Raw genomic sequence first — 24037 nt, 5'->3', positions numbered from 1 at the left:
ATTTTTTTCTTTTAAATATTGATAAGCGCCATCGGTTGCACAAATAATATCGTAATTAGATAGATTTGGCAGTTTTTTTGGCTTTTCGCCATTTAATAATAAAAAAACTATTTTGGTTTTCATGTGATGCAAAAATACCCATTTCTTATCGAATGAAATGGGTAGGAACTTCAATAAAAAAAGAAGTCGATTATTTTTCTTTTAGTATTATACCGATAATGCCTAAACGTGCAATTAGAAAAGTTAAAGAACCAAAAATAGGAGAATACAAACAAATTTTCAATCCTCCTGCTAAGATTTTAGTTGAAAAACCTGAGGAAATTGAAAGAGCTTGAAATGCTCCCATTAATCCAAGCATCATACCTAAAAATCCCCAAACCAAAGCAAACAAACTTATAGACTTAATCAATTTTAGACCTTTATCGTTTTTATCGCCTTTAATTAAAACTATTATTGTTAATAGAACACAAATAATTAAGGTGATTAAAATTGTGTACATAAATAATGGTCCGCCATCATTTAATAAATTCATTGGTAATAATTTCATAATAAGTTGTTTTTAGTAATTAATATGAATCAAATGTATTTTAAATAGACGTTCAAATTTTTAAAAAACGACGTTTGATTATTTAAAATTAGTAAACAACCAAATAATAAGGGGTTTTAACAAAAATAACTTAATTTGGTAGAAAAGGTTCGTTTTCTCGTATTTTGCCTCAAAAACTTCTGAGTTTTTAAAAAATATATGATATTGGTAAATTATTTAAAACAATGAATTCATATATAAAATTACTATTTACCGCTTTTTGCCATATCATTTTTTGGGTTGGTGTCTATTTCTTTTACACTTATTTTTTAGGTTATGGTAGCTTAAATGTAAATTATGTAAATTCATTTTCATGGTATTTAATGCCAAGTACAATTGTTACAAGTTATTTGTTTTTGTACTATTTGTTTCCTTTTTATCTTCAAAAAAAGAAATATTTTTTATTTTTTCTTTATAGTATTTACACGTTTATAATTTCTAATTGCGCTATAATTTTATCAATTTTATTTGGGTTTATTTTTTTAGATGCATCTGATAAAATAACTGTAATTCCTTTAACTAAAGGTTTGCCATTTATAATATTTGGAGTTTACATGGTTGTTTTGTTTTCAATTGTGATAGGATTAATGTTATTTAATTATTTAGATCAAAAAAACAGAAGATTTAAAAAATAAATTTCTACAAACTCAATTACAATTAAAAGAACAAGAATTAAAGTTTTTAAAAATGCAAATTCATCCACATTTTTTATTTAATTCTTTAAATACAATTTATGGTTTTGCATTGCAAAAAGGAGATGAAGCGCCGAAATGATTTTAAAATTATCTAATTTATTAGATTATATATTATATCAAATAGAAAAACCTAAAGTTAACTTACAGCAAGAAATTAATCATTTAGAAGATTATATTTCTTTAGAGAAAATGCGTTTTCATGATTCTTTAAAAGTAAATTTTCAAAAGGATATTTTAACAGAAAATATAGAGATTTCGCCAATGTTATTAATTCCTTTTGCAGAAAATAGTTTTAAGCATGGTAAAATAAGCAATGGTTTTTTAGAAATTGATATCAAGCTAAGCGCAACTGATAATGAATTGGCATTTACAATTCAAAATCCATCAAAAAATGATCTTAATTCAAGTGTTGGTATTGGTATAGATAATATTAGAAAAAGATTGCAAATGTTGTATCCAGATAAACATCAGCTTAAAATTCAAGATGAAGAAGCAACTTTTAGTGTAAGTTTAAAAATTCAATTAGAAGATTTTCAAAATAAATAATATGAAAAAAATCACTTGTGTTATTGTTGATGATGAACCTGTAGCAAGAGATATTTTAACTTCTTATGTAGCTAAAATACCTAGTTTAGAATTGATAGCAACTTGTAAGAATGCAATGGAGGCTTTTCAAGTGTCAAATACTCAAAATATAGATATTTTCTTTTTGGATATTAATATGCCAGACATTTCTGGATTGTCTGTGGCGAAATCTATCAACCAAAAAGCTAAAATTATTTTTACAACTGCATACAGGGAATATGCAGTAGATGGTTTCGATTTACAAGCAGTAGATTACTTGTTAAAACCGATTTCGTTTGACCGTTTTTTGCAGGCAATTAATAAATTATTTCATCAAAACTCTAAAGTTTCTTCAGAAATTTCATCCGAAGAAAATCTTGTAAAGAATGATTTTATTTTTGTGAGATCTGATAGAAAAATGCTAAAAATTAATTTTGATGAACTACTTTATGTAGAAAGTTTGTCTGATTATATTAAACTTCATTTAAAAAATAAAGTAATTACAACTAGAGAAACAATTAGTAATATTGAAACGAAATTACCCGCTAAAAACTTTCTTAGAATTCATAGATCTTTTATTGTAAATCTTAAAAAAGCAACTTCTTACACAAATGAATTTGTAGAGATTGGTAAAAATGCGATTCCTATTAGTAGAACTTACAAAGAAAATGTACTTAAAAAGTTGACAGAAATTTCATAGAAATAGTTTTATCTTTGATGCAAATTTTAGACTTTTGAATACGACACAATTTATTCCAGAAATACTTTCAGAAAAAATAGAAAAGGCAACTTTTACATGGCAAACACCAAGTAATATTGCGTTGGTAAAATATTGGGGAAAAAGCAATCCTCAAATTCCCAAAAATGCTTCTATAAGTTTTACGCTAAATAACTGTCATACAATTACTACAATAGATTTTTTGAAATCAGAAAAATCTGAAAAAGTAGATTTTGATTTATTTTTTGAAGGAAAAGAAAAGGAAGAGTTTAAACCAAAAATTGCTGAGTTTTTTAATAGAGTAGCAAATTATTGTCCGTATGTTTTTGATTATAAGATGATAATTAAATCAGAAAACTCTTTTCCGCATTCTAGCGGAATTGCATCTTCGGCAAGTGGTTTAAGTGCAATTGCTATGTGTTTAATGAGTTTAGAGAAAGAGTTAAATCCTGATTTATCTAAGGATTTTATCAATCAAAAAGCATCTTTTTTAGCACGTTTAGGTTACGGAAGTGCAAGTAGAAGTATCGAAGGGCCTTTGGTGGTTTGGGGAGAGCATCCTGAAATTGAAGGAAGTTCTGATTTATTCGGAGTTCAATTTCCGTATGAAGTTCACCCGGTTTTTAAAAATTATCAAGATGCTATTTTATTAGTAGATAAAGGCGAAAAAGTTGTTTCTAGTACGGTTGGTCATAATTTAATGCATAATCACCCGTATGCAGAAAATAGATTTACGCAAGCAAATGAAAATCTAGAGAAAATATCTAACATTTTACAAAACGGAGATATTAAGGCTTTTGTAAATTTAGTTGAAAGTGAAGCTTTAACATTACACGCAATGATGTTAACGAGTAATCCGTATTTTATTTTAATGAAGCCAAATACTTTAGAAATAATCAATAAAATTTGGAAGTACAGAGCCGAAAATGAGAGTAATATTTGTTTTACTTTAGATGCCGGCGCAAATGTGCATGTTTTATATCCTGAAAACGAAAAAGATGCGGTAAACAAATTTATCGAAGAAGATTTGGCAAACTACTGTCAGAAAAAGCAGTATATTTATGATACTGTAGGTTTAGGAGCAGTAAAAAAGTAACCTAATTTTAATATTATGAAGTTTATTTTAGTATTGTTTTTTTCTTTTCATCATTTTTAACTTTAGCACAAGATAAGATTTGGTTTGATGCAAACGGAAATATAACAACTAAAGAAAATGCTGTTTATTACAGGGTTTCATCAAAAAATAAAACTAAAAAGCAACTAATTATAGATTATTATATCTCCGGTAAAAAAGCCAAAGAATCTTATTTTGTTAAAGGTAAGCAAGATGGTAAGTATGTAGAGTTTTATAATACAGGTGAGGTAAGGGTAACTGGTGTTTACCAAAATGGATTAAAAACCGGGATGTGGAAAACCTACGACAAGAAAGGTAAAATAAAGAAAAAAGGAAAGTATTTTAAAGGCGAAAAAGTAGGCGTTTGGAAAACTTTTTACAAGAATAATTAATAAGAATTTGTTTACAAATAAATTCGTATTTTTGTAACGTAATAAACATAACTATGAAAGGCCCACTATTTTACGCTAAAATCTTACTTTTTGGAGAATACGGAATTATTAAAGACTCGAAAGGGCTTGCGATTCCTTTTAATGCATATAGAGGCGCTTTAAAATCATCTGATGGTCTTTCTCGGAAAAGCTCTAGATTCTAATGGTAATTTAGAAAAGTTTTATACTTATTTATCTAACTTAAAAACAGATTTAGTTACTTTTAATTTAGAAGAACTAAAAAAAGATATCGAAAACGGTATGTATTTCGATTCTTCAATTCCGCAAGGTTATGGTGTTGGTAGTTCTGGTGCTTTAGTAGCATCTATTTATGATAAGTATGCTTCTAATAAAATTACTGTTTTAGAGAATTTAACAAGAGACAAATTGTTGAATTTAAAATCAGTTTTTTCTTTAATGGAATCTTTTTTTCATGGTAAAAGTTCGGTTTAGATCCTTTAAATAGTTACCTAAGTTTACCAATTTTAATCAATTCTAAAGATAATGTCGAACCAGCAGGAATTCCTTCACAAAAAGAAGGTAAAGGCGCTGTTTTCTTGTTAGATTCAGAGCAAATTGGTGAAACAGAGCCAATGGTAAACATCTTTATGAATAAGATGAAGAACGAAGGTTTTAGAAAAATGATTAGTGAAGAATTTTCTACAACTACAGATGCTTGTATAGAAGATTTTTTACAAGGTAATGTAAAATCTTTGTTTGGTAATGTAAAGTCTTTATCTAAGATTGTTTTAAAGAATTTTAAACCAATGATACCTTCTGCTTTTCATAAAGTTTGGGAAAAGGAATATCAACAAATGACTACTATCTTAAACTTTGTGGTTACGTGGTGGTGGTTACATCTTAGGTTTTACAGAAGATTTTGCAAAAGCTCAAAAAAGTTTAAAAGATTATAAGCTAGAATTGGTTTATAGATTTTAAAAAACTTTATGAGTACTTCAAAATTAAAAAGAACAATTCTTAAATTTTTTAGTTTATTTTCTGCAGTTAGAGGTTACAATATTTTAGTTTTAATTGTAGCACAATATCTTGCGGCAATATTTATTTTTTCACCAGCTAGGTCTTTAAAAGAAGTACTTTTCGATTTACATTTACTGTTTTTAGTATTAGCATCTGTGTTTGTAATTGCTGGTGGTTATATAATTAATAATTTTTACGACTCTAAAATTGATAAGATTAACAGGCCTGTTAAAGCCGGTTTAGATAATTATGTAAAGCAGTCTACAAAACTTAGATTGTATTTTATATTAAATTTTATAGGTTTCTTATTCGGAGTTTTAATCTCATGGCGAGCAGCATTGTTTTTTGCTGTTTACATTTTTGCTATTTGGTTTTACTCACATAAATTAAAAATGAACCCTATTTTAGGCTTTGTAACTGCTACAATCTTAACAGTTTTACCATTTTTTGCTGTTTTTGTCTATTTTGGCAATTTCTCTCCTATAATTTTTGTGCATGCTAGTTTTTTGTTTTTAGTAGTTATGGTTAGAGAGCTTATTAAAGATTTGCAAAATTTAAAAGGAGCTATTGTAAGTAATTATAACACGTTTCCGGTGGTTTATGGCGAACGTAAAACAAAAATAACATCTATAATAATACTTGCTTTAACTATTTTGCCGGTAAGTATTTTGTTTAGTTATCCTTCTTTAAGTTACATGCGATATTATTTTTATTTTGCATTAATTATTTTCTTTTTTGTAGGTTTTTCACTTTGGAAATCTCAAACAAGAAATCATTACAGAATGTTACACAACATTTTAAAAATGTTACTTTTAATTGGTGTTTTGTGTTTGATTTTTATTGATACGTCACTTCTTTTAGATAAAGTGATTGATAGATTGAACTAGAATTCAATAATATAACTACCTTTGCAAAAATTTTTATAATGAATTCAAATAGAAACTCGTCGAGAGGACGACAAGAAGGTAAAAAAAGTACACCTTTAAGTAGAAAAAGTGGAACTTCAAACAAGAAAAGTTCTCCGTTAGGAAGAAAAAACACTAAAAAATCTTTTTCTAAAGTAAAAGAAACTCCAAAATCTGATGAATCATCAGGAATCCGTTTAAATAAATATATTGCCAATTCGGAATTTGCTCAAGAAGAGAAGCAGATACTTATATCGAACACGGTAGTGTAGAGGTTAATGGTAAGTTGGTTACAGAAATGGGGTATAAAGTTCAGCCAGATGATGTGGTTCGTTTCGACGGAACTTCAATTTCTCCTGAACAAAAAAGATACATTTTACTGAACAAACCTAAAAACTATATCACTACAATGGATGATGATAGAGGTAGGAAAACAGTAATGGAATTAGTATCAAATGCTTCTAAAGAAAGAATATATCCGGTTGGTAGATTAGATAGAAATACAACAGGTTTGTTGTTGTTTACTAATGACGGTGATTTGGCTAAAAAATTAACGCATCCAAAACACAATGTTCGTAAATTATACCACGCTTCTTTAGATAGAAAGCTAGATTTAAGAGATTTAGAAAAGTTAAGAGGAGAGGTGATTATAGAAGGTAGAAAGGTGTTTATTGATGCAGTTTCTTATGTAGAAGGACAACCAAAATCTGAAATCGGAATTGAAATTCATTCTGGTAGAAATAGAATTGTTCGTAAGATTTTTGAACACGTAGGTTATAAAGTTAATAAGTTAGATAGAGTAATTTTTGCTGAATTAACTAAGAAAAACTTACCAAGAGGAAGATGGAGACCTTTAACAAATCAAGAAGTAAACAATCTTCAAATGTTAAAGTAATTTTATTGTAATACATAATTAAAAAGAGCCTTTTAGAATTCTAAAAGGCTTTTTTATGCTTTTAAAATAATAAAATCTATCAATCTTGCTGCCAATTTTGCAGTTGCATTGTCTTGATCGAAATTGGGATTTAATTCTGCAATATCACAAGAAATTACTTTTTTAGTTTCTAATAAATATGTCAATACACTACAAACAAATAAAGGAGATAAACCAAAAGCCGAAGGCGCACTAACGCCAGGTGCATAAGCAGATGAGAATCCGTCTAAATCTATTGTGATATAAAGGTAATCTACATTTTGTGTGAAAATTTTTAATTTGTTTTTAAGTTGATCTGTAAATGTTTCACAATCAAAATTAGTTGCAAAACTCACATTGTTGTCTTTTGCAATTTGAAATAATTCTGATGTATTTGATTGATGTTGAATGCCAATAGCAAAATAACTTGCGGTATCGTTTTCAGACAAGATTTGATTAAATGGTGTGCCGGAATTTGCTTGTAAATCTACTTTTCTAAGGTCGAAGTGTGCATCAAAATTTATAATTCCTATTTTATTCTTTCCTGATGACTTTAAGTAGTTATTAATTCCATTGAAATTAGCATAAGCAATATCATGACCGCCACCAATGCCTATTGGTAAAATTCCGTTTGTGATTAATTTGCTTATAGATTTAGAAAAAGCTTCTTGGCAATCTTTTAAATTATTTTCAATACAAATTAAATCTCCGTAATCTGTTATTGTTTTATTTGTATGGTGAAGCGGAAGTTTACCTAAAACTTTTCGAATATTTTCCGGTCCTTTTTTTGCTCCAATTCTTCCTAAATTCCTTTTTATACCTTCATCGCATGCATATCCAATAATTCCGAAGTTTTGGTCATTTTTAGGTTCAATATTTTCTATTGAAGCAACTTTTATATTTTGATGCCAATATTGGTTTTTTAATATTGACTCTCTTCCGGTATAATTAGATTTATTCCCTTTTTTATAATCGACTTTTAAATCTTTCAAAAAATCCATATTTATATTTTTTTAATTTCTTTTCCTTTTAAAAATACTTTTTCAATGCAATGGTTTCCAAAAGAATATGGGATAAAATTATATGAATTAATTTCTTTTGTAAGAATTAAATTGGCTAGTTTTCCTTTTGTAATTGAGCCAGTTTTATGTTGAAGATTCATTGCGTAAGCGCCATTAATTGTTGCGGCATTTATGGCTTCTTCCGGTGTCATCTTCATTTTAATACATGCGATTGAAACAACAAAATTCATGTTTCCGAAGGCGTAGAACCCGGATTATAGTCTGTAGCTAAAGCTAAAGGCAAACCGTTATCTATCATTTTTCTAGCAGGAGTATATGGTATTCCTAAGAAGTAAGAGCAACTAGGTAAAGCAACTGGTATTGTTTTGGTGTTTTTTAAATCTAAAATATCTTCGTTTCTCATTTCTTCTAAATGATCTACTGATAATGCATTGTTTTCTATTCCTTTTTGAATTCCTCCAATTGCATTAAATTGATTTACATGAATTTTACCAACTAAACCATGTTTTCTTCCAGTTTCTAATATAAGTTGTGTGTCTTCTACAGAAAAATATCCTTCTTCACAGAAAACATCTATAAAGTCGGCTAAGTTTTCTTTTTCAATGATTGGTAATATTTCATCTATCAACATTTGCAAAAAACCACTTTTGTTATTTTTGTACTCTTTTGGTACTGCATGAGCACCTAAGAAAGTAGCCTTAATTTCTAAAGGATAATTTTCTTTTAACTTTTGAATTACTCGCAACATTTTTAACTCAGCGTCTTTGGTTAGACCATAACCCGATTTTATTTCGATTGCGCCAGTTCCTAATAAAATAACTTCTTCTAAACGTTTTTTACTTTGATTGTATAATTCGGTTTCAGAAGTTTCTTGAAGTTTTTTGGCTGAATTTAATATTCCGCCACCTTTCGCTGCAATTTCTGCATAAGTTAATCCTTTTATACGGTCTACAAATTCATTTTCTCTATTACCAGCATAGACGATATGTGAATGGGAATCGCACCAAGCAGGTAGAATTATTTTTCCTTTAGCATCAATGGTTTTAACTTTGATTTTAGGACAATTTTTCATCTCTCCATAATCAGAAATAACGCCATTTTCAACCAACAAAAAAGCATTTTTTATACTTGGTAAAATATTCATTTCTTTTCCTGAAAGAAAATCTATATAGGTTTCTCTAACCTGAAGTAATTCTTTAATATTTTTAAATAAGAGTTTCATTAGAAAAGGTTTTTTAAATATTTTTCATCTACCAAATTAGGAATGGTAACTTTTAGGTTTGGCGTTCTTTTCATTTCTCTTTTGATGGCAAAAATAGCTTCATCATTTCTTGACCAACTTCTTCTTGCTATTCCGTTATTTACATCGTAAAAAAGCATATTTTCTAATTTTTCTTCAGCTTCTTTGGTTCCGTCAAGCAGCATTCCGAAGCCGCCATTTATAACTTCTCCCCAACCAACGCCGCCACCATTGTGTATAGAAACCCAAGTAGCACCTCTAAAACTATCGCCAATTACATTATGAATTGCCATATCTGCTGTAAATTTACTTCCGTCGTAAATATTAGATGTTTCTCTAAACGGAGAATCAGTTCCGCTAACATCATGATGATCTCGTCCTAAAACAACAGGTCCAATTTTACCTTTAGCTATTGCATTGTTAAAGGCTTTTGCAATTGCAATTCGCCCTTCTGCATCTGCATATAGAATTCTTGCTTGTGAACCAACAACCATTTTATTCGATTTTGCATTTAGAATCCAAGTAATATTGTCTTGCATTTGTAATTTTATTTCTTCCGGAGAATTTTCCATTATTTCATGTAAAACAATAGCAGCAATTTCATCAGTTTTATCTAAATCCTTTTCATCACCGAAGCGCAAACCCATCTAAAAGGACCGAAACCGTAATCGAAACACATTGGGCCTAAAATATCTTGCACATAAGACGGATATTTGAAATCAATATTATTTTTAGCCATTACATCTGCACCAGCTCTAGAAGATTCTAATAAAAAAGCATTTCCGTAGTCAAAAAAATAAGTGCCTTTTTGTGTGTGTTTGTTAATTGCCTCGGCATGTCTTTTTAATGATTTTTGAACTTCTTCTTTAAATTTAGCTGGATTATCTTTTATTAAAATGTTAGATTCTTCGTAGGATAAATCAGCAGGATAATAACCCCCTGTCCAAGGAATATGAAGCGACGTTTGATCTGAACCAAGATGAATAAAAATATTTTCTACATCAAATTTTTCCCAAACCTCGATTACGTTTCCTATATAAGCAATAGAAATGATTTCATTATTTTCTTGTGCTTTTTTGGTTCTTGAAACTAAAATGTTGATATCATCAATTAATAAATCTACCCAACCTTGTTCGTGTCTTTTGGTAGCAGCTTTTCTATTAATTTCTGCGCAAATAGTAATACAACCAGCAATATTTCCTGCTTTTGGTTGCGCGCCACTCATTCCGCCTAAACCAGCTGTTAAAAATATCTTTCCGTTCGGATTTTCATCTTTACTTAATATTTTTCTAAAAGCATTCATTACGGTTATTGTAGTTCCATGAACTATTCCTTGCGGACCAATATACATAAAAGAGCCCGCTGTCATTTGTCCGTATTGCGTAACACCTAAAGCATTAAATTTTTCCCAATCGTTGGGTTTCGAGTAATTTGGTATCATCATTCCGTTGGTTACCACAACTCTTGGGGCGTTTTTAGAAGAAGGAAATAATCCCATCGGATGACCGAATACAAATGCAACGTTTGTTTTTCTGTCATAATTGCTAAATATTGCATCACTAAAAGATATTGCGCCCAATTTTGGAAAACAGCACCATTTCCTCCATAAGTAATCAATTCTTCTGGATGTTGCGCAACATCTGGATTCAAATTATTCTGAATCATCAACATTAATGCTGCTGCTTGTGAAGTTTTTGCAGGGTATTCGGAAATTTCTCTTGCGTATATTTTATAATTTGGTTTAAAGCGATACATGTAAATTCTACCAAATTCTTTTAATTCATCAGCAAATTCTTTAGCTAATTCTAAATGCCATTCTCTAGGGAAATAACGAAGAGCGTTTTTTATGGCTAGCTGTTTTTCTTCAATAGTTAATATGTCTTTTTCTTTTTGGAGCTCGATTTGCATCTTCAGGATATTTCTTTTTTGAAGGTAAATTGGCTGGAATTCCTTGTAGAATTTGTTCTTGAAACGTCATAACTAATTTTATTTTACGATAAGTTGTTTGTTTTTTACTAATAAAATCATTGCATTAATATCTTCTTTTAAAAGTCGGTCATCTTCTAATTTACCAACCTTGGTTCTAATAACTGAATGGTTTTTTTCTATTATTTTAGAAAACGTATTTGGTCTTCTAAATTCTAAAGACTGTGCAGCATACATTAATTCTATGGCTAAAATCTTTTCTAGATTTTCTAAAATCTGATTTAGTTTTCTTCCTGAAATACTTCCCATGGAAACGTGATCTTCTTGTCCTAAAGAAGTAGGAATGCTATCTGCAGAAGGAGGAAAGCACAATGATTTGTTTTCTGTAACTAATGCTGCTGTTGTGTATTGCGGAATCATAAAGCCGTAATTTAAGCCACCACTTTTGGTTAATAGCCGTGGTAAACCATATTTGCCTTCTAATAATAAGTAACATCTTCTGTCTGCAATATTACCAAGTTCTGATGCCGCAATAGAGCAGTAGTCTAAAGCCATTGCTAAAGGTTGACCGTGAAAATTTCCACCGTAAATAGCTTCTGTTTCACTTAAAACAATTGGGTTGTCTGTTACAGAATTCATTTCTATTTCTGCCAATTCTAATAAATGGTTAAAAGCATTTCTAGAAGCGCCGTGAACTTGAGGAATACAACGCATAGAATACGGATCTTGAACTCTTTCGCAATTAATATGAGAAGTAATATTTTGAGAATTTTTAAAAAGTTTTCGCATTCTTTTTGCAACTTTTAAACTGCCTTTAAATGGTCTAATTTTATGCAATTCTTCTTTAAACGGTGAGGAACTACCTTTGTATCCTTCTATACTCATCGCGCCGTAAATATCCGCTAAATTTAATAGGTATTTCATTTTTAGAAGTCCGGTAATTGTATGAGCTAAAATAAATTGTGTTCCGTTTATTAACCCTAAACCTTCTTTTGCTTGTAGTTCTAACGGTTTAATGTTATAATTTTTTAATACTTCTTTGGCAGGTAGAATATTATTGCCAATCCAAAACTCTCCCTCACCAATTAACGGTAAAAATAAATGGGAAAGCGGTGCCAAATCTCCGAAGCACCTACAGAACCTTGTTTGGGTACAGTTGGTAATAAATCATTTTCAATAAAATAAATTATTCGTTCAATTAACTCTAAACGTACACCGAATAACCTTGGCAAAGTGCATGTACTTTGCAGATCATCATTATTTTAGATAATTTTTTATCAATATTTTCGCCAACACCAACAGCATGTGTTATTAATAGGTTTTTCTGTAATAAATTGGTTTCTTCGGATGAAATTTGAACGTCGCATAAAGGTCCGAAGCCAGTATTAATTCCGTAAACAACTTTGTCACTTTTAGTAATAGCAACTACTTTTTTCGGCAAGAATTTATTTTTTCTTTGGCCTCATTGGTTATTGTTGCTTTTAAAGTTCCTTTAGCTATTCTATCAACACTTTTAAGTGTAAGTTTATCTATTCCGTATTTAAACATCTTACTTTGTAAATTGGGTTTTAACAAAGTTATAATTACTTTTGATGCTTTATAATATCATTTAATATCTTAATTAATAACTATGAGTTATCAAATTGAATTAAGACATATGCGTTATTTCTTGGCAGTTGCAGAAGAATTGCACTTTAGAAAAGCTGCTGATAAATTATTTATTTCTCAACCTGGTTTAAGTAGGCAAATTAAAATTTTAGAAGATGAATTGGGTGTTGTCTTGTTTGAAAGACATAATAGAAAGGTTGTCTTAACAAAAGTAGGTGTTTATTTACAGAAAGAATTTTCTAAGCAGTTAGGTGCAATTAATAATACTTTAGATAATGCAAAATTATTGCAAGACGGTAAAAAAGGAGAATTAAAAATTGGCTATGTAGGTTCTGCTATGCAAGATGTAATTCCTAATTTGTTGTTGAATTTTGAGAAAAATAATCCAAATGTTTTATTTAATTTAAAAGAGATTGATAATCAGAAACAAATAGATGATTTGTTATCTATGTCTTTAGATATTGGTTTTGTGAGATTAGAAAGAGTACCAAGAGCTTTAGAAATCAAAACAATTTTAACAGAAAATTATTGTTTGGTCTTACCCGGAAATCATAAAGTTAATAAAGATAACTTCAAAAGTTTATCAGAATTTAAAGAAGAGTCTTTTATACTTTTTGATGCAAAGTATAGTGCTTCTTATTACGAAAAAGTGATGCAAATTTTTGATGATTGTGGTTTTACACCATTAGTTTCTCATAATACAATACATTCTAGTTCTATATTTAAGTTGGTAGAAAATAACTTTGGAATCTCTATAGTTCCAAAATCTTTGGCTAAAAAAGCAGGATATAAAATTAAGTTTATAGAATTAGATAAAATTCCGCAAAAAACTAAACTTTCTATAATCTCGGAATAAGAATAATACAAATGCTATTTTACCGGCAGTTTTGTCTTTAATTTAGAGTAAAATTTAAATTATAAGCATAAAAAAACCCAAACTAATGTTTGGGTTTTTAAGTGGTACCTCCAGGAATCGAACCAGGGACACAAGGATTTTCAGTCCTTTGCTCTACCAACTGAGCTAAGGTACCATTGCCTTAGCGGATGCAAATATATAATGTTTTTTGATATCTCCTAATCTTTTTTCGAAAAAAAGTAAAAAAAAATTATTTTTATCTAAATTTGAATCATGAATCTAACAATTGATGTAGGAAATACAAGGGTTAAGTCTGCTGTTTTTGAGGGAGATAAATTAATAAATCTTTATGTTTTTGATAAAAGAAAAATTATTTCAGAAATTAGAAAAATTTTAAAAGAACATTCAATTTCGCAGGCAATCATTTCAAATGTTGCTTCTATTTCAGAAAAAAAGATGTTGCAGCTTCATAAATTAGTAGATTTAGAAGTGGTTTCATCAGCAACAAAAGTTCCTTTTAAGAATTTGTACAAAACGCCACATACTTTAGGTGTAGATAGAATTGCACTAGTTGCAGGTGCAGTTCAACAATTTCCTAATAAAAATGTTTTAGTAATAGATGCGGGTACATGTATTACTTTTGATTTTGTGAATTCTGATGCAGAGTATCCGGGTGGAGCAATTTCTTTGGGAATAAAAATGCGTTACAACGCATTAAATAAGTTTACTGCAAATTTACCTTTATTAGAAACATTAGAATTAGAAAATCTTATTGGTAAAAACACAAAAGAAAGTATAATTTCCGGTGTTTTAAATGGTGTAGTTAAAGAGTTACAAGGAATAATTGATAGCTATGAGCAAAAATTTGCAAATTTAACAATAGTTTTAACGGGAGGAGACACAAATTTCTTGTCAAAACAATTTAAAAGTAGCATATTTGCCAATCAAAATTTTCTCCTACAAGGATTAAATGAAATATTGAAATTTAAGGAACACAAATGATTAGAAAGATTTTAACGGTTTTTTTACTGATAACATCGGCAACATTATTAGCTCAAAGAACTAGTTCTTCTCCATATTCTTTTTGGAATTGGTGAGCAGTATACGCCAAGAACAGTTGAAAACGCAACAATGGGAGGAATAGGAGTTTCTTTTAACCATTATAAATATTTAAACTTTACAAATCCCGCAGCAAATGCTTTTCTAAGGCAAACTACTTATGCAATCGGACTTTTAAACAACGATTTAACGGTAAAATCTGCTGATGCTAAACAAAGCTCTACATCTACAAGTTTAAATTACATTGCTTTAGGTGTGCCTATTGGAAGTAAAGCTGGTTTTTCTGTTGGTTTACAACCAGTATCTTCAGTTGGTTATTCTCTTTCAAATAGCGAATTTGACGCAAATGGTGATATATCTGCAATAACTTTATATTCAGGTGAAGGTGGTGTTAATAGATTATACGGAAGTTTTGGTGTTAAATTAACTAAAGAGATTGCCATAGGTATTGAAGCTGATTATAGCTTTGGAAATATAGAAAATAGTATTACAAACCAAAGAGCAGATGTTAGTTTAGCTACAAAATATAAAGAAACAAGCATTGTTAGAGGTGGTACTGTTACTTTAGGGTCACAATATCAAAAATTCTTGAAAAACGATACTTATTTAAATGCGGGAGCAACTTTTAAGTTAGGTAATGATTTAAAAACGTATGGTAACGAGTATTTATATTCTTTAACACTTTCTGGTGCAGGTATAGATATTCCTAGAGATACACTTTCTAGCAGTTCTACGAATGGTAGATATAAAATGCCTTTAAAATCTATCTTAGGAGTAAGTGTAGGTAAATATGATAAATGGCATGTTGGTGTAGAATATCAAAATCAAGATGCTATACAACCGAAGGGTTTATCAATAATACAAACAATTCTTTTAAATACGAATCTTCTAACAGAGTATCTTTAGGAGGTTATTACATACCAAAAGTAAATTCTATTTCTAGTTACTGGGATAGAGTTACTTACAGGGCTGGATTAAGATACGAAAACATCGGATTAGCGATTGACGGATCTGGTTCCGGAACAAATTATACCTCAATTAACGACTTTGGCATGTCTTTTGGTTTAGGTTTACCACTGAAACAATTATCTAATGTTAATTTAGGTTTCGAATATGGTAAAAGAGGTACAACCACAAACAACCTAGTTCAAGAGAATTACTTTAATTTTAGACTTAGTTTGTCATTGACAGCTTCCGGAGCTCAAAGTTGGTTCAGAAAAAGAAAGATTGATTAATTTATAAAACAACTATTAAAATGAAGAAAATTACGTTTTTATTAGCTGCAATGTTATTTATAACTACAGTAAAAACAAATGCACAGGTATCAAAAACAGATTGTGAAATTAAATACAATCTTTTTAGCGGAGACTATAAGTCTAAAAAATACGATGATGCTTATACAAATTGGATATTTTTATTAGATAATTGTAAAGATTTATCTGTAAATATCTATAAATTAGGTTCAAACTTAGCAGAAGATGTTAGAAAAGATCCTGTTTTAGCAAAAGAGTATACGAACAAAGGTTAGAAGTTTTTCCTAACTCTAATCCAGCAAAAGTACATAGTGATTATGCATCTTATTTATACAAAAATAAGTTAGCAGATGATAACACTATATTCTCAATATTAGAAAAAGCATACAAGATTGATCCTACTAAAATGGGAGTTAAAAATTTATATCTTTATTTTCAAGGTGTAACAGATAGAAATAAAGATGCTAACCCTCAATTAGTATTTGATACTTATGATAATGTATTAGAAAATGTAAATATTAAATTAGAGGGATACGCTAAGAAATTAGTTGAATTAAGAAAGGATTCTGTTAATTTAGATAAAAGAGGTTTAGGAAGATTAAGAGCGTACAAAATAAATTCTAAGGCTTTAGGTACTGTTGAAGGTGGATTGGATAATATTATTTCTGAAATAGCTACTTGTGAACGTTTAATACCTTTATATCAAAGAGATTTTGAAGCAAATAAAACAGATGCAGTTTGGTTAAAAAGAGCGGTTTCTAGAATGTTTAATAAAGGATGCCAAACTGATCCACTATTCGAAAAGTTAGTTAGAGCTTACGCAGAAGCATCTCCTTCACCAGAAGCATATTCTTTCTTAGCTAACGTTTTAGAAGATAATGGCGATTCTGCAGGAGCAAATGATATGAGAGAAAAATCTTTTAGCTTAGAAACAGATCCATTAAAGAAAGCAAAGTATAAATTAAAGTTTGCACAAGCAGCAAGAGATAGAGGTCAATTAAGTAAAGCTAGAAGTTTAGCTAGAGAGGCAATTAAATTTAATCCTAACTTTGGTAGAGCATATTTATTTATCGCAACTTTATACCAATCTAGTGTAAATAATTGTGGAGAAAACTTATTCGAAAAAAGAATGGTTTATGTAGCTGCATTAAATATGGCTAGAAAAGCATCTTCTGTAGATCCAAGTATATCTTCTAGAGCTAGAAAGTATATCAGCATCTATAGACAAAATGTACCAAGTCAAAAAGATATTTTTAACGCAACTGCAACTCCAGGAGGAAAGTTTACAATTAAATGTTGGATTGGAGAAACTGTAAGAATACCTAATAAATAGTTTTTTTGAAAAACTACATACAAATATTATTTAAAAGCATTACTGTAATTTGTTTTACAGTAATGCTTTTTTCATGCTCTAATTCTACAGAAGAAGTTCGTAATTTTTTAGAAGAAAAAAACCTGCCAATTGGTAAGGCAAAAGATGCTTTTCATGTTTACAAAGACTCTGGTAGAATAACATCTAAATTAATTACGCCTTTATTGTTAGATTTTAGCAATCGTCAAAATCATCCTTATAATGAGTTTCCTAAAGGGATAAAAATTATTAACTTTGAAAACAAAGGAAAAGATTCTGTTACAATTATAGGTGATTATGCATTATCTTACGTTAAAACAGAAGTTTCGGAAATTAAAGGAAATGTTGTCGTGTTAAATCATACAGAACAATCTAGATTAGAAACAGAACAATTATTTTGGGATCAGAAAACAGGTTATTTTGTTTCAGAAAAGCCTTTTACAATGTTTAAAGAAAAAGATACCATTACAGGTGTTGGTTTCGAGTGTAAAGAAGATTTAAGTAAATATATAGCCAAAACAACTATCGGTAAAATCGATACTAAAGAAGAATAATATATTATGAATAAGCTTTGGAAATTTTTTCAGTACGGATATTTAATGGTTGCATTTATTTGCTTAGTAGAAGGTATTGTAAGATGGAACTCTGAAAGAAGTAGATCTTATTTGTTTTTAGGTTTTGCATTAATGATTACCTTAGTATTCTTTTTTAAGAGACATTTTAGAAAAAAAGTACAAAAACGAAACAATCAAAATAAATAGTTTTAGATTTCTTAATGGAAGTAGAACTCATCATTATATTATTGTCAATTATACTTTCCGCATTTTTTTCGGGAATGGAAATTGCATTCGTTTCTGCAAATAAACTTCACATAGAATTAGAGAAAAAAGAGAAGGCTTTATTCCTCAAATTCTAAACAAAATCACTCAAAAATCTTCTAAATTTATTACCACAATGTTGGTTGGTAATAATATATCCTTAGTAATTTATAGTTACTATATGGGTAGGTTTTTAGTAAGAATTCTGCCGCTAGATGGCTATAATGATTTTTCTATTTTACTTATTCAAACCATAATTTCTACAATTATTATTTTAATAACTGCAGAGTTTTTACCAAAAGCAATCTTTAGAATTTATGCAAATGAGGTTCTTAAAATTTTTGCTTTACCTGCCTATTTTTTCTATGTATTGTTTCATTTTTTCTCTGAGTTTATAACCTTAATTTCAGATTTTTTCTGAAAGTATTTTTCAAAACAGATGCAGATGAACAGCAAGTTGAATTTAGTAAAGAAGAATTAGGAAATTATATTACAGAACAACTAGAAACTGGTACTGATGAAGAATTAGATTCTGAAATACAAATTTTTCAAAACGCTTTAGAGTTTCATAATGTAAAGGCAAGAGAAGTTATGGTTCCTAGAACCGAGATTATAGCTGTAGAAATTCACGAAAAAGTATCAGTATTAAAAAAGATTTTTATCGAGACCGGTTTGTCTAAAGTGCTGGTTTATAAAACGTCTATGGATGATGTGATTGGTTATGTAAATGCTTTTGAATTATTTAAAAAACCAAGAACTATAAAGTCTATTTTACTACCTGTAGAAATTGTACCAGAATCTATGATGATTAATGATATTTTAAATATCTTAATGAAAAAGAGAAAAAGTATAGCAGTAGTTGTAGATGAATACGGTGGCACTTCCGGAATGATTACTGTAGAAGATATCGTCGAAGAATTGTTTGGCGAAATTGAAGATGAACACGATTCTCAAGTGTTTCTAGAAGAAAAAATAAACGATTCAACATTTAATTTTTCTGCAAGATTAGAAGTAGATTATTTAAATGAAGAATACGATTTAAGCATTCCGAAGTCTGAAGCTTACGAAACTCTAGGTGGTTTTATTATCGAACATACAGAAAGTATACCAGAAGAGAATGAAGTAGTTGATATAGAAGGTTTCGAAATAAGAATTTTAAATATAAGTGGCGCAAAAATAGACGACGTTTGCTTAAAAATTATCGATACAGAAGATTAGTTATTACTACTTACCGCATTACTTGCTATTTACTGTTTATTTAGTTTAAAATGGGTTGCAATATTAAAACCCAAATCGTATATTCGCCCACTGAAAATAAATAAAAACGTATGGCAATTTTATCAAAAATTAGAGAACGCTCAATGTTCTTGATTATCATAATTGGTTTAGCACTTTTTGCTTTTGTATTAGATCCTTCTACTTTAGGAGATTTTTTTAATTCAAGTAAAGTAAATGAAGTAGGAGAAGTGAACGGAGAAGCTATTTCTACACAAGAATTTGCAAAAGAATTAGAGCAATACAAACAACAAACAGGTGGTAGAGTTTCTGAAATGCAAGCTGCAAAAAATGTTTGGGATAACATTGTAAGAAAAAAATATATAAAAATCAGTTAGACGAAGCTGGTATTACTGTTGGCGAACAAGATGTTTGGAACGAAGTAATTAACTCTCCGTCAGTTCAAAATAATCCGCAGTTTTTAAACGAGGCTGGTTTGTTCGATGAAGGAAAGTTTAAAACATTCTTAGCAGATACAAAAGCAAACAACGAGCAAATGTGGGCAGCTTGGTGCGGTTATATGAACCAAGTTAAAAATAATGCAGAAACAAATACTTATAATAAGTTAGTTACTGCTGGTTTAGGTGCTTCATTAAAAGAAGGTGAAACAGAATATTTAATCGAAAACACAAAGTTAAGTGGTAAGTTTGTGTATATACCTTACAGCAGTATTTCTGATAGTTTGGTTAAAATTAAAAAATCTGAAATTGCTTCTTACATTAAAGATAATGAAAGTCAGTTTAAGGTAGAAGAAGCTAGAGATCTTTCTTATGTAAAGTTCAATATTCTTGCTACACCGGAAGATGAAGCTGTAATTAAGCAGAATGTTGCAAGTTTAATTGAAGATTCTTTAGATAGAAACAACGATAAGAGGTTAGGTTTAAAAAATGCTACTGAATACAAAGAGTTTTTTGAAGAAAATAATTCTGATATTAATTTAGATTTAGGTTATAAATTCAATGCGTCAGTTAATCAAACAGTAGCCAAAGATATTTTTGCAGGTAAAGAAGGTGATGTTTTTGGTCCTTATAAAGATCAAGGATATTTTAAAATATCTAAAATTACAGAAGTTACTAAAATGCCAGATTCTGTAAAAGCTAGTCATATTTTAATACCTTTTGTTGGTTCTCAAGCAGCGCCACAAGATGTTACAAGAACTAAAGAAGAAGCAAAAAAACTTGCAGATAGTTTATTAACTGTTGTTAAAAGAAGAAAAAGTAAGTTTGCCGATTTAGCAAAAGAATTTTCTTCGGATAAAGTTTACGGAGAAAAAGGCGGAGACTTAGATTGGTTTAATTACAATAGAATGACACCCGCTTTTAGAGATTTTAGTTTTACAAACAAAAAAGGATCTTTAGGTGTAGTTGAAACTCCTTTTGGTTACCATGTTGTAAGTGTAGATGATACAAAAAACAATCAAACAGTTTTAAAATTAGCAACATATGGTAAACAAATAGTGCCATCAGAAGCTACAGAAAATGCTGTTTTTCAAGAAGCAGAACAGTTTGCTTTAGCAATTTCTAAGACAGATGATTATGCTACTTTAGCTAAAGATAAAAATTATAGCTTAAGATCTGCAGTAGGTTTACAAGTGTTAGATGAAAATGTTCCTGGTTTAGGAAACCAAAGACAAATTGTTTCTTGGGCATTTAGCGGAGATTCTGAAGTTGGTAGTTTTAAACGTTTCGACTTAGAAGGTAGTTATGTAGTTGCAGTAGTAACAGCAGAAACAGAAAAAGGTTTAATGCCAGTTGAAAAAGCAATTAACAGAGTAAGACCAATTTTAACTAATAAGAAGAAAGCGGCTTTAATTTCAGAAAAATTAAACGGAAGTTCTTTAGACGAAATTGCAAAAGCAAATAATACAACTGTACGAACAGCTACAAATGTAGATCTTAAAAATTCTTCACTTTCTCGGTGTAGGAGTAGAGCCTAAGGTAGTTGGTGCAATGTATGGTGCTAAAGAAAACCAATTATACAAAGGTATAGAAGGTAATAGAGGTGTATTTTCTTTTGAATTAAATAAAAGAGAATTACCAACGGCTTTACCAAACTATGAAGCTAATAGAAAAAAGATTGCTGAATCTAGAAAGAGATTAACTTTTAAGATTTATGAAGCAATTAAAAAAGCTAGCGATATAGAAGATAATAGAGCTAACATGTATGTTTCTAATTAAGAGAAAAGTATACTTAGATAATATTAAAAACCGTTCAATTAGCTTTGAACGGTTTTTTTATGCTTACTAAATAATAATTTTAAGTACAAAAAACACCCTTCTAATAAGTTTAGAAGGGTGTTTTAATTTGTTTATAAGTTTTTAAATTCTTATCCGTTCATCGATATTAAGAATTCTTCATTGTTTTTAGAGAACTTAATTCTGTCATTTATAAATTCCATTGCTTCAATAGGATTCATGTCTGCTAAGTATTTTCTTAACACCCACATTCTTTGAACCGTTTGCGCATCTAATAATAAATCGTCTCTTCTTGTAGAAGATTTAATTAAGTCGATTGCAGGATAAATTCTTCTATTAGAAATATTTCTATCTAATTGAAGTTCCATGTTACCAGTTCCTTTAAACTCTTCGAAGATTACTTCATCCATTTTAGAACCTGTTTCTGTAAGAGCAGTAGCAATAATAGTTAAAGAACCACCATTTTCTATGTTTCTAGCAGCACCAAAGAATCTTTTTGGCTTGTGCAATGCATTTGCATCAATACCACCGGAAAGTATTTTTCCGAGAGGCAGGAGCAACCGTATTGTAAGCTCTAGCTAAACGAGTAATAGAATCTAAAAGAATTACAACATCGTGTCCACATTCTACCAATCGTTTTGCTTTTTCTAAAACAATATTGGCAACTTTAACGTGTTTGTCTGCTGGTTCATCAAAGGTAGAAGCAACAACTTCACCACGAACATTACGTTTCATGTCTGTAACTTCTTCCGGACGCTCATCAATCAGTAAAACAATTTGATATACTTCGGATGATTAGCTGCAATTGCATTGGCAACATCCTTTAAAAGCATCGTTTTACCTGTTTTAGGTTGTGCTACAATCATACCACGTTGTCCTTTTCCTATCGGAGAAAATAAATCGATAATTCTTGTAGATAAAGAGCTTCCTTTTTCTGCTAAATTGAATTTTTCTTGAGGAAATAAAGGCGTTAAATGTTCAAAAGAAACACGGTCTCTAACAATATTCGGGTTTAATCCATTTATTTTAGAAACTCTAATTAAAGGAAAATATTTTTCACCCTCTTTTGGTGGTCTAACATTTCCTCTTACTGTGTCACCAGTTTTTAAACCAAATAATTTAATTTGAGATTGAGAAACATAAATATCATCAGGAGACGATAAATAATTATAGTCAGAAGATCTTAAGAAACCATAACCATCAGGCATCATTTCTAACACTCCTTCACTTTCTATTATTCCGTCGAATTCAAAATCAGGATCTCTGTATCTATTGTTCGACTTATTACCGTTATTTCTATTAGAGTTTTTATCTCTATTGTTATTTTTTTGCTTATTGTTTGGTTGATTGTTGTTTTTGTTATGTTGTGGTTTATTTGGTTGATTCACAGTTTTGGTTTCTGTTTTATCTTCCTTTTTGCTTACAACATTTTTCTTAGGAGCAACATTTTCTTTAGTAGTATCCTCTACCTTAACTTCTTTTTTAGCTAGTGGCTTTTTCTGAGGTCTTGGATTTGGTTTAGCTCTTTCTTTTGTTACTGCTTCCGTATTTTTTTCTTCCGTTTTAGCAATGCTTTCTTCGGTATTAACTTTTTCAGAAGCAACAGCTTTTTTAGTTACACGTTTTCTTTTAGGTTTTTCTGTTTTTTCTACATTTTCCTTTTTAGGTGAAACGGCAGCCTTTGCTTTAGTAGGATTGGCTGCTTGTGTATCTAAAATTTGATAAACTAGGTCTAATTTTTTTAACTGACTAGTTTTTGTTAAACCAATAGATTTGGCAACATTTTGTAATTCAGCAAGAGTTTTTGCTTTTAGTTCTGAGATTTCGAACATTCTAAAATTGTTAAGTTAAATTTTTTTGGATCTTAAATTTGTATTGTAAGATGTGTGTTTTTTTTGAATGGAGCTAAAAGTATAGTTCTACTTTTTAGCCTTGTTGTGCGGTTATTATGTAACAAATATATGCTTTTTTTTAGTTTTAGGTTTTCTTTATTAAAAAAGAATGTATACTTTTGTTGCAATAGAAATAACAAATGATACAAAGAATACAAAGTGTATATTTATTTTTAGCTTCAATAATTTCGGAGTATTAATTTTTGTTTTTAATTTGTGGAAATCTATAAAAAAAGATATCTTCGCTATGGATTTATTAAATAGTGAATCTTTTCTTTTAAAGGTTATCCCTGTTTTATTTCTAGTATCGGCTATATTGTCTTTTGTAGCTATTTTTATATTTAAAAATAGAAAACTACAATTTGTAATTGGACGTGTAACAATTTTGATAAACCTTATTTTATTAGGATTATTGATTTATGTATCTCTAACTTTACCTGGAGAAGCTTCTGTTTCAGAGAAAGGTATTGGGATGTTTATACCAGTTTTAGCTATTTTGCTTGTTGTTTTGGCAAATAAAGCTATAAAGAAGGATGAAGATCTTGTAAAATCTGTAGATAGATTGCGATAAAACTAACATCTTAGTATATTTAGTGCGAAAAAAACCGAGATTTATTCTCGGTTTTTTTATGACCTAA

General features: G+C 29.6%; 19 protein-coding genes, 1 tRNA gene and 8 pseudogenes. 21 read left to right on the top strand and 7 right to left on the bottom strand.

The genetic code is table 11. The features are described 5' to 3' along the window. Positions 1-190: 190 nt before the first annotated feature. The gene (locus ACZ1HD_RS13570; protein WP_472687733.1) at positions 191-547 is read right to left on the bottom strand and encodes a MotA/TolQ/ExbB proton channel family protein; all 357 of its coding nucleotides are present in this window, start codon (positions 545-547) and stop codon (positions 191-193) included. Between the two features lie 224 nt (positions 548-771). Between ACZ1HD_RS13570 and ACZ1HD_RS13565 the strand changes: the two genes are divergently transcribed. The 8 genes and pseudogenes from ACZ1HD_RS13565 (at position 772) to ACZ1HD_RS13530 (ending at position 6886) form a co-directional block, all read left to right on the top strand. Continuing rightward, positions 772-1221, top strand: a complete 450-nt coding sequence (locus ACZ1HD_RS13565; protein WP_472687732.1) for a hypothetical protein — start codon at positions 772-774, stop codon at positions 1219-1221. A 52-nt stretch (positions 1222-1273) separates the two neighbouring features. Then, positions 1274-1360 (top strand): histidine kinase, encoded by an 87-nt coding sequence (locus ACZ1HD_RS13560; RefSeq protein ID WP_472689363.1) that lies wholly within the window; start codon positions 1274-1276, stop codon positions 1358-1360. Further along, positions 1357-1827: a sensor histidine kinase gene (locus tag ACZ1HD_RS13555; RefSeq protein ID WP_472687731.1), complete on the top strand. Its 471-nt coding sequence runs from the start codon at positions 1357-1359 to the stop codon at positions 1825-1827. Before ACZ1HD_RS13560 ends, ACZ1HD_RS13555 begins: the two co-directional genes overlap by 4 nt. 1 nt (position 1828) lies before the next feature. Next, positions 1829-2545, top strand: a complete 717-nt coding sequence (locus ACZ1HD_RS13550) for a LytR/AlgR family response regulator transcription factor (RefSeq protein ID WP_472687730.1) — start codon at positions 1829-1831, stop codon at positions 2543-2545. Between the two features lie 34 nt (positions 2546-2579). Beyond that, positions 2580-3659 carry a diphosphomevalonate decarboxylase gene (locus ACZ1HD_RS13545; RefSeq protein ID WP_472687729.1) on the top strand — a complete coding sequence of 360 codons (1080 nt, stop codon included), beginning with the start codon at positions 2580-2582 and terminating at the stop codon, positions 3657-3659. A 463-nt stretch (positions 3660-4122) separates the two neighbouring features. Then, positions 4123-5047 (top strand): annotated as a pseudogene (locus ACZ1HD_RS13540) (mevalonate kinase family protein). 8 nt (positions 5048-5055) lie between these two features. Then, positions 5056-5973, top strand: a complete 918-nt coding sequence (locus ACZ1HD_RS13535; RefSeq protein WP_340932624.1) for a geranylgeranylglycerol-phosphate geranylgeranyltransferase — start codon at positions 5056-5058, stop codon at positions 5971-5973. Positions 5974-6011: 38 nt separating this feature from the next. After that, positions 6012-6886 (top strand): annotated as a pseudogene (locus ACZ1HD_RS13530) (pseudouridine synthase). Between the two features lie 53 nt (positions 6887-6939). Here the strand turns inward: ACZ1HD_RS13530 and hutG are convergent. From hutG to hutH, 4 genes and pseudogenes are all read right to left on the bottom strand, one after another. Continuing rightward, complete coding sequence (hutG, locus tag ACZ1HD_RS13525) at positions 6940-7905, bottom strand: formimidoylglutamase (protein WP_375240957.1); 966 nt, start codon at positions 7903-7905, stop codon at positions 6940-6942. Positions 7906-7907: 2 nt separating this feature from the next. Further along, positions 7908-9148: pseudogene (hutI, locus tag ACZ1HD_RS13520) on the bottom strand (imidazolonepropionase). Further along, positions 9148-11144 (bottom strand): annotated as a pseudogene (locus tag ACZ1HD_RS13515) (urocanate hydratase). Before ACZ1HD_RS13515 ends, hutI begins: the two co-directional pseudogenes overlap by 1 nt. Before the next feature lie 8 nt (positions 11145-11152). Beyond that, a pseudogene (hutH, locus tag ACZ1HD_RS13510) lies at positions 11153-12640 on the bottom strand (histidine ammonia-lyase). An 82-nt stretch (positions 12641-12722) separates the two neighbouring features. Here hutH and ACZ1HD_RS13505 point away from each other — a divergent pair. Next, positions 12723-13556 carry a LysR substrate-binding domain-containing protein gene (locus ACZ1HD_RS13505; RefSeq protein WP_472687728.1) on the top strand — a complete coding sequence of 278 codons (834 nt, stop codon included), beginning with the start codon at positions 12723-12725 and terminating at the stop codon, positions 13554-13556. A 102-nt stretch (positions 13557-13658) separates the two neighbouring features. On the opposite strand, the gene ACZ1HD_RS13500 is transcribed toward ACZ1HD_RS13505, so the two are convergent. Then, positions 13659-13731: transfer RNA gene (locus tag ACZ1HD_RS13500), tRNA-Phe, on the bottom strand. A 98-nt stretch (positions 13732-13829) separates the two neighbouring features. Here ACZ1HD_RS13500 and ACZ1HD_RS13495 point away from each other — a divergent pair. The 11 genes and pseudogenes from ACZ1HD_RS13495 to ACZ1HD_RS13445 all read left to right on the top strand — a co-directional run bounded on the left by ACZ1HD_RS13495 (position 13830) and on the right by ACZ1HD_RS13445 (position 21489). After that, positions 13830-14558, top strand: coding sequence for a type III pantothenate kinase (locus ACZ1HD_RS13495; protein ID WP_472687727.1), 729 nt, complete (start codon positions 13830-13832; stop codon positions 14556-14558). 129 nt (positions 14559-14687) lie between these two features. Next, complete coding sequence (locus ACZ1HD_RS13490) at positions 14688-15521, top strand: hypothetical protein (RefSeq protein WP_472687726.1); 834 nt, start codon at positions 14688-14690, stop codon at positions 15519-15521. Next, positions 15413-15850, top strand: a complete 438-nt coding sequence (locus ACZ1HD_RS13485) for a hypothetical protein (RefSeq protein ID WP_472687725.1) — start codon at positions 15413-15415, stop codon at positions 15848-15850. The genes ACZ1HD_RS13490 and ACZ1HD_RS13485 overlap by 109 nt, the downstream gene beginning before the upstream one ends. Positions 15851-15870: 20 nt before the next feature. After that, positions 15871-16143, top strand: coding sequence for a hypothetical protein (locus tag ACZ1HD_RS13480; RefSeq protein ID WP_472687724.1), 273 nt, complete (start codon positions 15871-15873; stop codon positions 16141-16143). A gap of 131 nt (positions 16144-16274) precedes the next feature. Beyond that, entirely contained in the window at positions 16275-17201 is a 927-nt protein-coding gene (locus ACZ1HD_RS13475) for a tetratricopeptide repeat protein (protein ID WP_472687723.1), read from the top strand. A 5-nt stretch (positions 17202-17206) separates the two neighbouring features. After that, positions 17207-17773 carry an LPS export ABC transporter periplasmic protein LptC gene (gene lptC, locus ACZ1HD_RS13470; protein WP_472687722.1) on the top strand — a complete coding sequence of 189 codons (567 nt, stop codon included), beginning with the start codon at positions 17207-17209 and terminating at the stop codon, positions 17771-17773. Positions 17774-17779: 6 nt separating this feature from the next. Then, a complete protein-coding gene (locus tag ACZ1HD_RS13465) occupies positions 17780-17980 on the top strand; it encodes a hypothetical protein (protein WP_079737240.1) in 201 nt (66 codons plus the stop codon). 14 nt (positions 17981-17994) lie between these two features. Next, positions 17995-19255: pseudogene (locus tag ACZ1HD_RS13460) on the top strand (hemolysin family protein). 110 nt (positions 19256-19365) lie between these two features. Continuing rightward, positions 19366-19650, top strand: coding sequence for a SurA N-terminal domain-containing protein (locus tag ACZ1HD_RS13455; protein WP_472687721.1), 285 nt, complete (start codon positions 19366-19368; stop codon positions 19648-19650). 98 nt (positions 19651-19748) lie between these two features. After that, positions 19749-21248: a peptidylprolyl isomerase gene (locus ACZ1HD_RS13450; protein ID WP_472687720.1), complete on the top strand. Its 1500-nt coding sequence runs from the start codon at positions 19749-19751 to the stop codon at positions 21246-21248. A gap of 13 nt (positions 21249-21261) precedes the next feature. After that, positions 21262-21489 carry a hypothetical protein gene (locus tag ACZ1HD_RS13445; protein ID WP_472687719.1) on the top strand — a complete coding sequence of 76 codons (228 nt, stop codon included), beginning with the start codon at positions 21262-21264 and terminating at the stop codon, positions 21487-21489. A gap of 149 nt (positions 21490-21638) precedes the next feature. Here ACZ1HD_RS13445 and rho read toward each other — a convergent pair. After that, positions 21639-23339: pseudogene (gene rho, locus ACZ1HD_RS13440) on the bottom strand (transcription termination factor Rho). A 200-nt stretch (positions 23340-23539) separates the two neighbouring features. On the opposite strand from rho, the pseudogene ACZ1HD_RS13435 reads away from it, so the two are divergent. Next, a pseudogene (locus ACZ1HD_RS13435) lies at positions 23540-23970 on the top strand (DUF4293 domain-containing protein). The last annotated feature ends 67 nt before the right edge of the window (positions 23971-24037 follow it).

It is taken from the genome of Polaribacter sp. HA6-7 (assembly GCF_055693625.1).
Note: the sequence above shows the minus strand (reverse complement) of the source record. Positions and strands in the feature narration are given on the sequence as shown.

Coding starts and splice junctions, on each gene's coding strand:
- ACZ1HD_RS13570 (WP_472687733.1), bottom strand. CDS start 547: ATGAAATTATTACCAATGAATTTATTAAATGATGGCGGACCATTATTT.
- ACZ1HD_RS13565 (WP_472687732.1), top strand. CDS start 772: ATGAATTCATATATAAAATTACTATTTACCGCTTTTTGCCATATCATT.
- ACZ1HD_RS13560 (WP_472689363.1), top strand. CDS start 1,274: ATGCAAATTCATCCACATTTTTTATTTAATTCTTTAAATACAATTTAT.
- ACZ1HD_RS13555 (WP_472687731.1), top strand. CDS start 1,357: ATGATTTTAAAATTATCTAATTTATTAGATTATATATTATATCAAATA.
- ACZ1HD_RS13550 (WP_472687730.1), top strand. CDS start 1,829: ATGAAAAAAATCACTTGTGTTATTGTTGATGATGAACCTGTAGCAAGA.
- ACZ1HD_RS13535 (WP_340932624.1), top strand. CDS start 5,056: ATGAGTACTTCAAAATTAAAAAGAACAATTCTTAAATTTTTTAGTTTA.
- hutG (WP_375240957.1), bottom strand. CDS start 7,905: ATGGATTTTTTGAAAGATTTAAAAGTCGATTATAAAAAAGGGAATAAA.
- ACZ1HD_RS13505 (WP_472687728.1), top strand. CDS start 12,723: ATGAGTTATCAAATTGAATTAAGACATATGCGTTATTTCTTGGCAGTT.
- ACZ1HD_RS13495 (WP_472687727.1), top strand. CDS start 13,830: ATGAATCTAACAATTGATGTAGGAAATACAAGGGTTAAGTCTGCTGTT.
- ACZ1HD_RS13490 (WP_472687726.1), top strand. CDS start 14,688: ATGGGAGGAATAGGAGTTTCTTTTAACCATTATAAATATTTAAACTTT.
- ACZ1HD_RS13485 (WP_472687725.1), top strand. CDS start 15,413: ATGGCATGTTGGTGTAGAATATCAAAATCAAGATGCTATACAACCGAA.
- ACZ1HD_RS13480 (WP_472687724.1), top strand. CDS start 15,871: ATGAAGAAAATTACGTTTTTATTAGCTGCAATGTTATTTATAACTACA.
- ACZ1HD_RS13475 (WP_472687723.1), top strand. CDS start 16,275: ATGGGAGTTAAAAATTTATATCTTTATTTTCAAGGTGTAACAGATAGA.
- ACZ1HD_RS13465 (WP_079737240.1), top strand. CDS start 17,780: ATGAATAAGCTTTGGAAATTTTTTCAGTACGGATATTTAATGGTTGCA.
- ACZ1HD_RS13455 (WP_472687721.1), top strand. CDS start 19,366: ATGGCAATTTTATCAAAAATTAGAGAACGCTCAATGTTCTTGATTATC.
- ACZ1HD_RS13445 (WP_472687719.1), top strand. CDS start 21,262: ATGTATGGTGCTAAAGAAAACCAATTATACAAAGGTATAGAAGGTAAT.